General features: G+C 34.0%; 16 protein-coding genes. 7 read left to right on the plus strand and 9 right to left on the minus strand.

Annotated features, from left to right (window positions below; all coding sequences use genetic code 11):
- Positions 1–10 precede the first annotated feature (10 nt).
- Entirely contained in the window at positions 11–805 is a 795-nt protein-coding gene (locus SAUT_RS07115) for a shikimate dehydrogenase (RefSeq protein WP_013327208.1), read from the plus strand.
- On the opposite strand, the gene SAUT_RS07120 is transcribed toward SAUT_RS07115, so the two are convergent.
- The 3 genes from SAUT_RS07120 to mltA are packed head-to-tail and all read right to left on the minus strand — an operon-like array spanning position 802 to position 3368.
- On the minus strand, positions 802–1698 hold the full coding sequence (locus SAUT_RS07120; RefSeq protein ID WP_013327209.1) for a phospholipase A: 897 nt from the start codon (positions 1696–1698) through the stop codon (positions 802–804). The two genes, SAUT_RS07115 and SAUT_RS07120, sit on opposite strands and share 4 nt — an antisense overlap.
- On the minus strand, positions 1699–2268 hold the full coding sequence (recR, locus tag SAUT_RS07125; RefSeq protein WP_013327210.1) for a recombination mediator RecR: 570 nt from the start codon (positions 2266–2268) through the stop codon (positions 1699–1701).
- Positions 2265–3368, minus strand: a complete 1104-nt coding sequence (mltA, locus tag SAUT_RS07130; RefSeq protein WP_148218517.1) for a murein transglycosylase A — start codon at positions 3366–3368, stop codon at positions 2265–2267. Before mltA ends, recR begins: the two co-directional genes overlap by 4 nt.
- A gap of 87 nt (positions 3369–3455) precedes the next feature.
- On the opposite strand from mltA, the gene dnaJ reads away from it, so the two are divergent.
- Together dnaJ and SAUT_RS07140 are read left to right on the plus strand one after the other, a co-directional pair.
- On the plus strand, positions 3456–4577 hold the full coding sequence (gene dnaJ / locus SAUT_RS07135) for a molecular chaperone DnaJ (protein WP_013327212.1): 1122 nt from the start codon (positions 3456–3458) through the stop codon (positions 4575–4577).
- 5 nt (positions 4578–4582) lie between these two features.
- Positions 4583–5173: a class II aldolase and adducin N-terminal domain-containing protein gene (locus SAUT_RS07140; RefSeq protein WP_013327213.1), complete on the plus strand. Its 591-nt coding sequence runs from the start codon at positions 4583–4585 to the stop codon at positions 5171–5173.
- Here SAUT_RS07140 and SAUT_RS07145 read toward each other — a convergent pair.
- Positions 5170–6465 carry an adenosylmethionine--8-amino-7-oxononanoate transaminase gene (locus SAUT_RS07145; protein WP_013327214.1) on the minus strand — a complete coding sequence of 432 codons (1296 nt, stop codon included), beginning with the start codon at positions 6463–6465 and terminating at the stop codon, positions 5170–5172. The two genes, SAUT_RS07140 and SAUT_RS07145, sit on opposite strands and share 4 nt — an antisense overlap.
- A 92-nt stretch (positions 6466–6557) precedes the next feature.
- Between SAUT_RS07145 and SAUT_RS07150 the strand changes: the two genes are divergently transcribed.
- From SAUT_RS07150 to SAUT_RS07165, 4 genes are read left to right on the plus strand one after another with little or no spacing between them, the layout of a single operon-like run.
- On the plus strand, positions 6558–8024 hold the full coding sequence (locus SAUT_RS07150; RefSeq protein WP_013327215.1) for a peptidylprolyl isomerase: 1467 nt from the start codon (positions 6558–6560) through the stop codon (positions 8022–8024).
- Between the two features lies 1 nt (position 8025).
- Positions 8026–9390 (plus strand): cell division protein FtsA, encoded by a 1365-nt coding sequence (ftsA, locus tag SAUT_RS07155; RefSeq protein ID WP_013327216.1) that lies wholly within the window; start codon positions 8026–8028, stop codon positions 9388–9390.
- Positions 9391–9402: 12 nt separating this feature from the next.
- Complete coding sequence (gene ftsZ / locus SAUT_RS07160) at positions 9403–10515, plus strand: cell division protein FtsZ (RefSeq protein ID WP_013327217.1); 1113 nt, start codon at positions 9403–9405, stop codon at positions 10513–10515.
- 26 nt (positions 10516–10541) lie between these two features.
- Positions 10542–10823, plus strand: coding sequence for a J domain-containing protein (locus SAUT_RS07165; protein ID WP_245534093.1), 282 nt, complete (start codon positions 10542–10544; stop codon positions 10821–10823).
- A 5-nt stretch (positions 10824–10828) separates the two neighbouring features.
- Here SAUT_RS07165 and SAUT_RS07170 read toward each other — a convergent pair whose 3' ends face one another.
- The 5 genes from SAUT_RS07170 to SAUT_RS07195 form a co-directional block, all read right to left on the minus strand.
- Entirely contained in the window at positions 10829–11788 is a 960-nt protein-coding gene (locus SAUT_RS07170) for a hypothetical protein (RefSeq protein WP_013327219.1), read from the minus strand.
- Positions 11779–12441: an ABC transporter ATP-binding protein gene (locus SAUT_RS07175; RefSeq protein WP_013327220.1), complete on the minus strand. Its 663-nt coding sequence runs from the start codon at positions 12439–12441 to the stop codon at positions 11779–11781. Before SAUT_RS07175 ends, SAUT_RS07170 begins: the two co-directional genes overlap by 10 nt.
- Positions 12438–13610 (minus strand): ABC transporter permease, encoded by a 1173-nt coding sequence (locus SAUT_RS07180; RefSeq protein ID WP_013327221.1) that lies wholly within the window; start codon positions 13608–13610, stop codon positions 12438–12440. The genes SAUT_RS07175 and SAUT_RS07180 overlap by 4 nt, the downstream gene beginning before the upstream one ends.
- A 186-nt stretch (positions 13611–13796) precedes the next feature.
- Positions 13797–14465 (minus strand): nitrous oxide reductase accessory protein NosL, encoded by a 669-nt coding sequence (locus tag SAUT_RS07190; RefSeq protein ID WP_013327222.1) that lies wholly within the window; start codon positions 14463–14465, stop codon positions 13797–13799.
- Positions 14466–14537: 72 nt separating this feature from the next.
- Entirely contained in the window at positions 14538–15023 is a 486-nt protein-coding gene (locus tag SAUT_RS07195; RefSeq protein WP_013327223.1) for a DUF4149 domain-containing protein, read from the minus strand.
- Positions 15024–15032 lie beyond the last annotated feature (9 nt).

The raw sequence follows: 15032 nt of genomic DNA on the forward strand, positions 1-15032 counted from the left end.
GAGGGTTTTCATGAGTAAACTTTTTTCCATCTTTGGCAATCCCGTCTCTCATTCACGCAGTCCGCTTATGCACAATGCCGTGTTTAAAAACCTCAACTATAAAGCCTGTTATACAAGAACACTTCTAGAAGACGATACAAAGCTTAAAGAGACTTTTTTTGCACTTGGTCTTGATGGAGCCAATGTTACCGTGCCTCACAAAGAGAGTGCTTATGAAGCCTGTGATGAAATTCGCGGTTTTGCAAAAAAAATAGGAGTTGTCAATACGCTCATCAATGAAAACGGAAAGCTGATCGGCTATAACACAGATGCTGACGGTTTTATGTATGCGATAGACGAGTTTAAAGATATAAAAAATATTTTAGTCCTCGGTGCAGGCGGTACGGCAAAAGCACTTGTTCAAAAGTTTTTAGAAGAAGGGTTACATGTAAGCATACTCAATAGAAGCGAAGCACGTCTTTCATACTTTGAAAAACTTAATTGTGAATGTTATACATGGGAAAACTTTGTTTTGAAACAATATGACTTGGTTGTGAATACAACAAGCGCAGGACTCAAAGATGAAAACTTTCCTGCGCCAAAAGAAATAATTGAAACTATTTTAAATAATACCCGTTACGCTGCTGATGCTATTTATGGAAAAATAACACCTTTTTTACAGCTTGCCAAAGAAAAACAGCTTACATGTAAAGACGGTTCAGACATGCTATTAGGACAAGGTGTTTTGGCAAATGAGCTTTTTTGTAATTTTGAACTTGACAAAGAAGCCATTAAAACACAAATGCAAAAAAGCTTTCTCTATTAACGAGAGAAGCTAAATCCTATTGAAAATTTTGTAATATAATGATTGTAATCAATCAATGATTCCATATACCCGCTAAACAGTTTTGCGTAGAGATAAGAGCTCTTGTATAAAGGATAAGAGTATGTTGCTTCTACCGCACCTTTTTGACTGTCAAGATTGCCGCGAAGCATCAATGTAAACATATGCTCATCATAAAAATATGTAAATTTTACCTTTGTATATCCCATATATTTCATAATATCGGGATTATCCGTCAAATCGGAATTTCCTAAATACGGTGTCATAAATGTCAAATCACTAATAAGTGTTTTATGCTGCAGGCGAAGTGTTGCATAGACATAGTTTATACTTTTAGAAAGATTAAATCCATTATAAGCAGGATTATCTTTAGTATTTGGCTGTCCATTAGATTTGTGCGCTATTGCAAATTTTAAAGAGCGCATTTGCATACATGATTTTTTATCGCTGATCGGAAAAACTACAAATGCTTCGGGGTTATACAAGCTCTCGCGAAAAGGTGCAGATTGTGTATAAATCTGCCAAAAGGCATGATGGGTGTAAGAGAGATAATATTTTTCATTCAAACCAAAAAGATTATTTGCTACTCTTAACTTTAAACTTACTTGAATTTCAGCTTCTTTATCTTTAAAATTTTCTCCCGGACTATGCGATAGATATGTTCTATTTGCAATGCCAAAAGGCAGTAAATAATTTGTCCTATACGGCTGCAGTCCAAATTCAGCATTTATCCACTGTTCCATACTCTCTTTTGATTTATCATTGGTAATATTTTTTATTTCAATTTTACTCTTTGATTCATCAACTGTTGTTAACATATTATCTGCTGCAAAAATATATACAGCAAGTATTGTCAGTATTACAAAAAATTTCATCTACACCCTTACTCTATCTTCTAATGCTCTCGTTAGTGAAAGTAAATCTATATTTTCCAAACTTACACCTGTTGGAACACCTTGCGCTATTTTAGAAAAATTCAAATCATAAATACCAAGTTTATCTTCGATATAGAGTATTACCGCATCATTAGCTATGGAAGGAGTGAGTGCAAATAACACCTCACTTACTCCATTTTGAACAATTGTTTCAAGATGTGACATACTTAACTCTTCTAGAGACTCTAAGACAAAGTATTTACCGTCAAACAAGCCATTTTCTTCTAATAGCAAAATATCTTTAGCATTTTCAACTATACATAATAAAGAAGCATCCCTCATTTCATCACAACAGATATAACAAAGCTCATCTTCACTCATTCCACCACACTCTTTACATTTTTTCAAGCTTCCAAGGGCATCTTCAATTGCATGTGCAATTTTCATACCGGCAAAAGTATCATTCATAATCATGTAATAAGCAAGTCTTGTTGCCGATTTTTTTCCGATACTCGGCAGTTCACCAAGCGCTTCTACGAGTCTGTTAAATTTTTCTAATGAATTATTCATTCTTTGGCTTCTTTATAATTTGGAACCAGTAACCAAAGTTTTAACGGTGACTTTAATCTTCCGGCAATATTTAATGCTTTATCCCCACTGCCTAAGAACAAATCTGCCCGTATAGGGCCTTTAATAGCTCCGCCTGTATCTTGTGCAAAAACAATTTTATTAAATTTTTCGTTTCCTAAATTTGACGATAAGTATACCATATTTCCTAACGGAATATATTTTTTATCCACTGCAATAGAGCTTTTTTCACGAAGTTGTAACCCTAATGCACCTGTCGCACCTTTGTCTCTTTTTGAGAAAAAGACTAAAGATTTATTGTAGTTGAGTACTTCATCAATTCTTGATGGATGCTCACTCAGCCATTTACGAATACTCTGCAGGGAAATTTTTTCTAAAGGAATTTCCCCCTTTTTTACCAAATATTTTCCAATAGATTTATATTTATGCCCATTTTGATTGTCGTAACCTATATACATAGTAGAGTTATCATCTAAAATTACCTGTCCGGAACCCTGCACTTCTAAAAAAAACCTGTCTATTTTAGAATCACAGTAACAAATTACCGAGGCATTTAAATCATTAAACTTTGATTCTTTACGGCTGTAATAAGGAACCAGTCTATTGCTTTGTATTTTTCCTCGAAGTCTGTAGTTTTTGAGTTCAGGATATATCGAGCTTAAATCAACGACAACCAAATCCTTTGGTGTTGCATAAATCGGGTATTTATACTTATCACTCTCTTTTAAAGAAGCATGTAACTGTGCTTCATAATATCCGGTAAGCAGGCCTTCTTTTTTTCCGCTTTTATCGGCTATTGAGTAAGGAGTGAAATTATTTATTAAAAACAGTTTTGCATCTGTTACATGTAAAGCTTTTTGACATAAATTTTTATAGATTTTTTGCCCTTTTATACTTTTGCAGTTGTTAATAAAATTATTTAAAAATTCATCATAATTTTGCTCTTGAAACCCGGAAAGATTTGAAAAAGATGTTTTAGTAAAATTTACATTTTTAATTTTTGTTAACTGTGGCGGTTGTGTATTTTTACTACACCCTAAAAAAAGTGTAATAGTTAGTAAAAAAAGAGTAATTTGTTTCATAAGCAGCATTATAACATCTAATTATTTTTTTTTAAACTACAAAATGGGTATAATTTCAAAAAATATTTTAGATAGGATTTTATTAGAATGGAACAATTAAGCTATTATGAAATTTTAGAAGTATCACAAAATGCAGATAAGACAACAATTAAAAAAGCATACAGACAAATGGCAAAGAAATATCATCCTGATAAAAATGCCGGTGATAAAGAGGCAGAGCACAAATTTAAACTTGTCAATGAAGCATACCAATGCCTGAGTGATGAGCAACAACGAAGTATTTATGACAGATATGGAAAAGAAGGGTTACAGGGCATGGGCGGTGGTTCTCGTTCATCTTCAAACTTTGATGATTTAGGTTCTATGTTTGAGGAGATGTTCAGCGGATTTGGCGGCGGGCGTACAAGACGTCAAAATCCTGCCGATATGGACAAATATCCGCTTGATATGAATGTCGATATATACATTGATTTCAATGAAGCAGTATTTGGATGCGAAAAAGAGATAAAATACACATATAAAAAAGCGTGTAAAGCTTGTAAAGGCACGGGTGCAAAAGACGGAAAACTCTCTACTTGTCCACAATGTAAAGGGCAAGGTCAAATTTATATGAAACAAGGTTTTATGACCTTTTCACAAACTTGTCCTGTATGTAACGGAACAGGAAGCTCGGCAGCGGACAAATGTAAAAAATGTCATGGCAAAGGCTATGAAGAGGTAAAAGAAACAATCACTATCTCTGTTCCAAAAGGAATTGACAGCGGTAACCGCTTAAGAGTCTCAGGAAAAGGAAATATCGGCAAAAAAGGCAATCGCGGTGATTTATATGTCACATTTGAAGTAAAACCTGACAAACACTTTATCAGGGATGACAATGATGTTTATATTGAAATTCCTGTATTTTTCACTCAAGCCGTCAAAGGAGACACATTAACAATACCGTCTTTGACAGGGGAACTTGAGCTTAAACTTGATATTGGTACAAAAGACAAACAGCGTTATACATTCAGGGGTGAAGGTATAGAAGATGTGCATGGACACGGTAAAGGCGATTTGATTGCTGTTATTAACATACAGTACCCTAAAAAACTAAATGACGAACAAATTGAACTTTTAGACAAAATTCAAGACTCTTTCGGCATAGAATCAAAACCGCATGAAGGTATTTTGGATTCAGTGATAGATAAAATGAAAAACTGGTTTAAATAGATCTTATGAATAAAGCGCGCTTAAAAAATCAACTCTCTTCACTGGCTCTTTCCATGTTTAGAAAGGATTTTTTCGGTATTTACCACGGCTCTTTATCTGCCAAAACAGATAAAAGCCGCTTTATCATAAATACAAAAGAAGCTGTTTTTGATGATATAGATGAAAATAGTCTTATAGAGTTGTATTTTAAAAAAGATTACAGATGGAAACAGGCCAGTATTGACGCAGACATTCATCAAAGTATCTATTCGCATATTTCAGAAGCAAAATTCGCATGTTTTAGTATGCCGCAGTTTACTACGGCATACTCTCTGGAACATAATATGATAATCCCAAAGGATTACTTCGGATATACAGAAATAGGTTCAATCGAAATAGTTGACCCCAAACAGTTTGAAGACTGGTATGACAGAGCGCAAAGTGAAATAGTACTCTACTTTCAAACAAAAAAAACAAATATTATGGTGATTCGCGGTTATGGAGTTTATGCATACAGCAGAGATATGCATGAAATGGCAAAAAAACTTGCCATTCTAGAAAAAAGCTGCCGCTTGCTTATGCTGAGTGATTCAGCAAACCTCTGTGATTTTGATTAGAGATTTTTAACAGCTTCATATGCTGTATCCATCATTGTATTAATCTCTTCTTTCGTAATAATATACGGCGGCATAAAATAAACTATGTGCCCAAGCGGACGAAGTAAAACACCATGTTTTAATCCATATTCATATACTTTAAGCCCTATTCTCTCTTTTGCTTCATAACCTTTGAGTTCTACAACGCAAACCATACCTGTTTGTCTAATTTCTCCTACATTTGGAAGCTCTGAAAACTTTTGCAATTTTTCGGACATATAAAGGGCGAGTTCTTTGTTTTTTTCAATGATGTTTTCATTTTCAAAAATATCAAGTGTTGCATTTGCAGCAGCACAAGCCAAGGCATTGCCTGTATAAGAGTGAGAATGTAAAAAAGCTTTGTGTTCATTGTAATCACAATAAAATTTAGCATATACATCATTGGATGTTAAAACAGCAGACAGTGGAAGATAGCCTCCTGTCAAACCTTTTGAAAGAACCAAAAAGTCAGGTGAAATACCGGCTTTTTCACAAGCAAATAACTCTCCGGTTCTCCCAAATCCGACCATCACTTCATCTGCTATAAGATGGATATTATACTTTGTACATGTAACACGAACCAACTGCAGATATTTTGGATGATACATATGCATATAACCGGCTCCTTGTATAAGCGGTTCTAATATTAATGCACTTATTTCATCTGCTCTTTTTGCACATAAATCTTCAAACTTCCCAGCTGCTTCTACGGCTGCTGCTTCGCTCATATCTGCCGGAACTTCTGTTTGAATTGTTTGAATTAATAAAGGCTCATACGTCTCTTTATAAAGTTCTACATCACCTACACTTAAAGCTCCTATTGTCTCCCCGTGATAGGAGTTTGTGAGTGAAACAAAAAGTGATTTTTTCCTGCCGTCATTAAGATGCGCGTGATAACTCATCTTTAGCGAAACCTCCACGGCTGATGAACCATTGTCAGAATAAAAACACTTGTCTAAGTTAGGTGGTGTTAGTTTTACAAGACGTTCTGAAAGCCGTACAACCTGCTCATGTGTAAAACCTGCAAGAATAACATGCTCTAAAGTATCTAGCTGTTCTTTTATTTTTGAGTTAATATACTCGTTTGTGTGTCCAAACATATTTACCCACCAGGAACTGATGGCATCAATATATCTGTTGCCTTCAAAATCTTCCAAGTAAACGCCATGTGCCTTTTTAATCGGAACAAGCGGCAGTGTTTCGTGATCTTTCATCTGTGTACATGGATGCCAAAGGACATCCAGGTCTCTGTTTTTAAGTTCTTCATTTTTCATAAGCAAATTATACCTTTGTAAGCTCTCTTTATCAAGGTTAAAGGCGAATTTACATAAAATACTAAAAATATCACAAACAAGGTTTTTACTATATGATTACATGGATGCAGAGACATAAAAAATGGCTTATTATAACTATTTGGATTTCAACTATCGCGTTTGTTGGAGCAGGCTTTGTCGGCTGGGGACAATACAGCTATGGAAATAAAGCAGGTGCTGTTGCAAAAGTCGGAGACGTTGAAATCAGTAAGGGTGAGCTTCAAAAAACATATTCTCGCCTATATGCACAATATAATCAAATGTTTCAAGGCAATTTTGATGAAGAAAAAGCAAAACAGTTTGGACTTGACAAGCAGGCATTGCAACAACTTGTGCAACAGGCTCTGCTTATAAATCTTGCACACTCATATGACTTGATTATCACTGATAAAGAGATGATTGCGGCACTCAAAGGGCAAAAAGCTTTTTATAAAAACGGAGAATTTGACAAAGAAACATATAAGCTTGTTCTTTCTCAAAACAGATTGACTATCAAAGAATATGAAACCGAGTTAAGAAAAGAACTTCTTATACAAAAAACCTTAAAACTTTTACCGGTAAAAACATCCAAAAATGAAGAAAATATTTTAAATACAATTTTTAATATTGCCGATAAAATAAATTATAAAGTACTCAGTTTTGATGACATCAAGGTTTCTTTAAAAGATAAAGAATTAAAAAAGTTTTGGGAAAGCAAAAAAAATAACTTTATGACTGACGTTATATATGAGTCAAACTTTATTAAAGTAACTCCTGTCTCTAAAAAATTCAGCGATACTAAAATTGCAGAGTATTATAAAGAAAACAGAACACACTTCAAAGACAGTGATGGTAAAATTTTAACTCTTGAAGCAGCAAAAGAAAAAGTTCTCAACGAGCTCAATGCAAAAGAGGCGAAAGACAAAGCATTACGAACATATATAGCATTTAAGAAAAACAAACTTCCAGATGACATCGCACTCCAGAATGCAAAAATCTCAAAATCGAATAATCCTTTCAATACACAAACACTAGACACGGTTTCTAAACTTGCACTGACAAAGCCATATACAAAACCAATCAATATTGACGGCATCTACTATATTTTCGAATTAACAAAAATAGTTCCTTCGAAACCAAAATCATTCGAAGAAGCAAAATCAGAAGTTTTACCGCTTTATATAGCACAAATAAAAAAAGAAAAGCTCATGAAACTTGCAAACAACTCTGTAAATACTTTCATAGGAAAAACCTCTGATTTTCTTACTATTACATCTGTAGACAAACTGGTACCTTTAAGCAAACAAGAAGCTGCTGATTTTTTACAAAAACTGTTTGTGAATGATAAAAAAAGATCATTTATCGGATTAAATAACGGAAAGATTGTTTTATACAACATTTTGGAACAAAAACTGCTTATAAATAAAAACAATAACGTTAGCGATACTATCGCAAAATTAAAAAGTACAATGTTTAATGAAGGACTTATAAAAACACTTCAAAACAAGTACCAAACTGAGATTTATATTCAAGGACTCTAAATTGAGTAGAACTGTTTTAGCCATAGATATCGGCTCAACAAAAATTTGTGCAATTATCGCAGAAATAGATAACAATAACGCAATCTCAATTACCGGTGCAGGAACGACTAAAGCACAAGGTTTAAAAAAGGGAAGCATCACAAACATAGAACTTGCTTCTAGAAGTATTAAGACAGCAGTTGAGGATGCAAAAAGAGTCTCAGGCAGTACTATACATACTGCAATCGTTTCTATCTCAGGGGCATATACTAAAAGTTTGAACTCTAACGGCATAGTCAATATTCAATCTAAAGAGATATCTCTTGAAGAGATAAAACGTGTTATGCATACTTCTTTATACAATGCTAACATACCAAATGAGTATGAAGTCCTGCATGCTCTACCTTTTAACTTTAAAGTGGATGATCAGGATTATATAGAAGACCCTCTGGGTATGAACGCTTCAAGACTTGAAGTTGAAACACATATTATCACCACACAAAAATCAAACCTGAACAATCTCAAAAAAGCGGTTAGAGGCGCAGGAGTAGAAGTCGAAAATGTAGTGCTTAACAGTTATGCTTCAGCAATTGCAACACTTAATGAAGATGAAAGAGAGCTAGGTGCTGCAGTCATTGATATGGGTGGAAATACAAGTAACATTGCAATCCATTCAGGTAATTCAATCCGCTACAATGAATTTTTGGGTGTGGGCTCAAACCATGTGACAAGTGACCTTTCTATGGCACTGCATACACCCCTTAATGTTGCAGATAAAGTAAAGCTAACATATGGTTCACTGCTCACACCAAGCAATGATTTAATTGAACTGCCGATAATCGGTGATGAAAATTCAACACATGAAGTCTCTCTTGAAGTGGTGCATAATGTCATTTTTGCAAGAGTGGAAGAGACACTTATGATACTTGCACAGTTCATAGAAAACAGCGGACTTAAAGAGCAAATCGGTGCAGGCATAGTGCTTACAGGTGGTTTTTCAAAAATGGACGGTATCCGTGATTTGGCGATTGCGACTTTTGGCTCCGTTCCTGTTCGTTTGGCAAAACCCATTGAGATGAACGGACTTTTTGATTCCCTGCGAGGTCCGGAATATTCAAGTGCTGTCGGGCTAGTTATGTATTCAGCATATCCGTATACGCCATATGAAATTGATGTAAACAAACGCGTAAGACATACAAATGAAGAGCCGACTGCCAAAAACAGTATAGATTTTGTCAGTGAACCTGTTATACCTGTTGCCCCTTCAGAGGAACAAACAGTTAGTGATAAGGATAAAATGGTAAACTTAGAAGCAGTTAAAGACAAAAAGAGTGATGAAGCTGGAAGTTTAAGTAAATTTTGGAACTGGGCTACCCAGTTATTTTAAAGGAGTGAGAGAATGGAACCATTTGTAATAGAAGAAGCACAAAGTCCTAGTGGAGCAAGAATTATAGCTGTCGGCGTTGGAGGCGGTGGCGGAAATATGATAGGACATATGATTAATGAAGGTGTGTCTGGTATTGAAATGATGCTTATCAATACAGATGCTCAGGTCCTCAATGAAACAAATGCCACTTCAAAGATTCAAATTGGTGCCAAACTCACAAAAGGACTTGGTGCAGGTATGAAGCCAAACATTGGCAAAGATTCTGCATTGGAAAATTATGATGAAATCAGATCAGCACTTGAGGGTGCAGACATCGTTTTCATCTCTGCAGGTCTTGGAGGTGGTACAGGAACAGGCGCTGCACCTGTTGTTGCACAAATTGCCAAAGAGATCGGTGCACTTACAATTTCAATTGTTACAAAACCTTTTATGTTTGAAGGTCGTAAACGTCTTAAACTCGCTGAAACAGGTTTAGAAGAACTTAAAAAAGAGAGTGACTCAATAGTAGTTATTCCAAATGACAAGCTTTTATCCATTATTGACAGAAGACTGGGACTCAAAGAAAGTTTTAAAATAGTTGACAGTGTATTAGCACAAGCTGTTAGCGGAACATCCGGTGTGATTCTCTCAAGCGGAGACAATGATATCAACCTAGACTTTGCCGACTTACAAACAGTTATGAGTCATAAAGGTATGGCACTGATGGGTGTTGGTGAACACGAAGGTGAAAATGCCGCTTATGAGGCAATTAAAGCGGCAATTGAATCTCCACTCTTAGACAATATGTCTATTAATGGTGCGATGGGTGTTTTAGTACACTTTAGTATGCATCCTGACTTTCCTATGATGGAACTCGCAGAAGCTATGGAAGTTGTACATGAAAGTGCTCATGATGATGCAGAAGTTATCTGGGGAACATCAACAGATGAAACAATTGCTGAAAACTATATCAAAATAACGATCGTTGCAACAGGTTTTGAAAAAGAACTTACCAACAATGAAGATTTTGTTAGTGAAACACCCGCACCCGTCCGTGCAAAAGTAAGACCAAGACTTATTGTAGGCGGCGAACTTGACGGTGATTATTTAGACATTCCTGCATATATGAGACAACAGCAAGACTAAATCAGTTGCACTCCTTTGAAAAAATAATGAAGGCCAAATCACTCCTTGGCCTTCGTGAAAAAGCTTCCCTTAAAGAAATCAAAAACAAATATAAAAATCTTATGAAAAAATGGCACCCTGACAAACATAAAGATAATTATGAACAAGCAACACAAATGAGTATGCAAATCAACGAGGCCTATAAAATCATACTTGATTACTGTAACTCTTATGAATACCCGTTAGATGAAGAAAGTATAAAAAAATCAACTTATACACCCGAGGAATGGTGGCATAATAAATTTGGACATAACCAACATAACATCTAAAGCACTTAAAGCCACACACCATTTTTTATATAATAGAAAAGCGGATAATAACTCACTAACACTACATATAAAGTAGTAAAAAGAAGCGATACTTTATATTTTGCATTTTCTTCTTCTTTTGTAAAAGGAATAACCCCAAGAACAATACCGTAAAAAGTACCGATAAATAAAAATATATACAAAAAATAGCCTGCATAGTTATAATCTTTTTGAAGCAGACAAAACGGGCAGTGATGTGTCGGCAGTTCGTAAATATATGTCCCAAAAAAGGCTATGAGAGAGATTAAGGCTATAATAGTAAATAATAAATTCATAAGTGAGAATAAATATCTATTTTTCATTATATATGCAATTATTATAAAGGTAAAAACAGCATAGAAGCTGCTCAAGAGAACAATCGGATTGATATTTAACAGACGAGCCATATAAGTGCCGTCAGTTGTAGAAAAAATAGCCCCGCAACAATCTACGACACTTTTGGTATCTATAGAAAAGAACATTATACTTTCCAAGCCTATCTCAAGCAAAAGCAGAAAATAGGCAAATATATATACTTTAAATTTGAGTTTTAAATATATCTGCTTTTCTGATTTCATATCTTCATTGTTAAGCACTAGCCAGTAGGCAAAAATATATAAATTTATAATTTTGAGTATAAGCAGATAATTTCCGTATTCAGTGGCATTGACAACACCCGCACCACACATCGCACCCGGTAAAATAGTTGAAATGTTATCAAGCGTAAAAATAAAAAATATAAATAATAGGACTTTAATATAAAAAATAAATTTAATAATAATAGCAACTAAATAACTCTGTTTCTCCAGATTATATTGCAGCGTTGTTGTGGCATTAAAATCATATTTCAAAACTATTTTTACACTATAGTAAAAGGCAATGGATGCAAAGATAAAAAAGAGCAGGTTGAGTATATTTATCGTCAATACTTCGGGGGTCAGGAGCATACTAGTTTCCCGTTATGTATCTCTACAATCCTGTCCACAAAATCCAAATCAAAAAAAAGAGGATCATGCGTAGCAACAATGATAGTTTTATTTAAAGATTTCAATTCTTTGAGTATCTGTATAAATTCTTTGGAGAGTTTTTCATCCAAATTCGCCGTGGGTTCATCTGCCAAAATAATTTTCGGATTATTTACATTTGCTCTGGCTATTGCAGTTCTCTGCTGTTCACCGCCGGACAAATTTTTCACAGCTATTTCTTTTTTATGCTCAATCGAAAACATCTGCATCACAGCTTCCAGCTTTACATGTAACTCTTTTTCATCTAAATTCAATGGAACCAAAGGCAATGTGATGTTATCTTCTACACTTAAAGTCGGAATCAGATTATATTTTTGAAATATAAACCCGATATTATCTCTTCTGTATTGGCTACAAAAATGATCCGGTAGTTTTGATATATGTTTATTATCTACCAAAACATCACCACTTGTCGGTTTTAAAAGTCCGGCTATTAATGAAAGAATGGTACTTTTTCCACTGCCGCTCACACCTTTTAAAACAATCAGCTCACCCTCATTAAACTCTAAATCAATGTTGTCCAGAGCTTTAATGTCCTTGCCGTACACTTTACTTACATGTTGAAGTTTTATCATCTTATTACCTCGTCAGCATCAAGAGTAGCAACTCTCCATGAAGGAATAACTGTTGCAAACATATATACCGGTACACTCAGTAAGAAGAGTAACAGTAATATTTCATAATCAAGAACAAAAGGAAGCGTAAAATTATTACTAATATCATTATAGGCTATAAATATATTTTTTATTATCGGGGCATTTAAAATATATACAAAAAACAGTGCCAAAGTAATACCAATAATATAAGAGAAAAAAGAGATGATTAAACCCTCATATAATCTTGCTTGGAGAACATCTTCGATTCTCCACCCTATTGCTTTGAGTATGCCTATCTCTTTTTTTTCTTCACTGCTGAGTCCGCTTGATTTATCATAGATAATTATAAAAAATGTAAAGAGCGTTATGATAAATAAAATGAGAAATATAGAACTTTTATAATTAAATTGACTCTCTAGGGATATTTTCAAATCCTTCCTGGCGACAACTTTAAATGTCGGAAACAAGTTTTGAATTTTCAGCATCACAGAAGCGACTTCTGCCGGGTTATCTACTGTCACTGCCAAATCTGTAGCTTCTCTGTTTTTATAGCCAAAAATCTCTCTTAGGGCATCTTTACTCATGACTATCATATCATTTGACTCCAACTTGGTTGCAGCTTTAAATATTCCGGCTATATAGATTTTTTTGACTGCTAAATCGGGAGTAATAAAGTTAAAATATTCACGATAATAACTTTGATTCATTATCTTTTTAACACCCTCACCAATAAGCATTGATGAAGTATTGAGTTCACTGTTTTGTACAATATTTGCCAATGTAGCATTATACTGATTTTCAAATTCATCAATGCCGACTAAAATAAATTTTGCATTCATATGTTTAAAATCATAATATCCCCATACTCTTGAGACAACATCGCCGACACCTTTAATATTTAGAATAGTATCTATGACATTTTCATCGACAGTAGTATCTCTGCCAGCTTTTTGATTCGTTATAATTATCTGAGGTTGGGCATCAACAGTTGATTCAAATTCATACTTTAATGAATTTTGCACAAAGAAAAATGATGCTAAAACAGCGATGAGCAGTGTTAATACTATGGCTATAAATATATTTTTTGATTTATATCGTAAAATGTAATTAATTGCATATTCAAGAAGATAAAAATTGATTTTTTTCATGGTAATGTCTTTATATAATTGTTTTTTAATGCCAAGCTTAAATTAGAAACAGTCGTTATTTTTATAAACTTCTTTTTCTCTGCGAGCTCTATCTGCGTAAAAGTATGTCTATATTGCAAATAAAATATCTCCACTCCTACTAAAAGAAGTAAAGCGCTACATGTAAAGATACAAACACGGCTTTTTTTATTCATCTAATTTATACACTGCTTCAGGTTTTATCTCATCAAATTTGAGTATTTTCTTGCCTTTATGGTCAAGATAGAATCGTTTTGCAGACTCTTCATCCTTAAAAGCTATCAACTCATTTCCCATCGGTCCGTAGACATCGCTCCCCATGACATAATAGGCTTTTTTCGCATCTATAACTTTTTGCGTGTAATATTCCTGCACCAACATATTTTTTATATTGTCTGGATGTTCAAAATAATACTTCATCATATCTTTTATACCATCAAAAGATATATTATTATCATTATATTCTATACGCGAAATCCATCTTGGGTATTTGTATAAAAGCATACCACATACAGGACATTTATCCTTTTTCGTAACTGTCAATTTTTTATAATATTTGTGTTGTTTGGACGCTCTTTTCACATCCCATAAATAAAGACTTAAAGCTTGGGCATATTTTTTATTTAATGTTGGACAAATTTTTTTTGCAAGAAGTGCTTCATAAAGTTCTTCATAGCTTTTGTAACTATTCACATCTACATGGAAACATTTTTTCTTATAAATCTTTTCACCCATAGGGTAAAGCTTTTTCTCTTTTACGGCTTGTGAATAATTTGGATAAGAAAAAAGTGAAGTAGAAAAAATAAAAAAAAGAATAAAAAGTTTAAAAATTGACATAAGACCACCTAATAAATAAGATATATTTCAATAATTAAATCTTATCGAAATAGTGTTAATTTAGCGTTAAAATTACTTAGAAGGAACTCTTAAAATCATTAATCTTCTTACAAACAGCACCAAAAGAGCCAGAGCCAAGAGTTTAAAATCTATTTCACTCGCTATATGGATATTTTCAAAAGTGTCACTTTGCGTTGCTTCTGCACCTAAAGCTTGCATTGAAAGTATCTTTGGAACATAAACTGCTGAAAACATAAGTGAAGAAAAGATGACCGTAACTGCTGCTGCAAAACTTATAGCATCTCTTTGCCCCATTTTATAAGCCATTGACTCATATATGGCTACAAAAGCTGCTACAAAATAAGTCCAGTATGAAAATTTATGAAAAATTTCGCCCATAATTATACCTGCATTATAATGGTCTATAAGTAAATTTACCGTGATTTTATCTGTATGAAAAACTACAGGAGCGACAATAGCACCTAAAACCAAAACAGCCCCAAACGTAGCTGCTAAAACAATAAAATATGCAAAATCCAAATAAATATTTCTTTTCATGTTCTAAAA

Origin of the sequence: Sulfurimonas autotrophica DSM 16294 (assembly GCF_000147355.1) — a bacterium.
Lineage (GTDB): Bacteria > Campylobacterota > Campylobacteria > Campylobacterales > Sulfurimonadaceae > Sulfurimonas > Sulfurimonas autotrophica.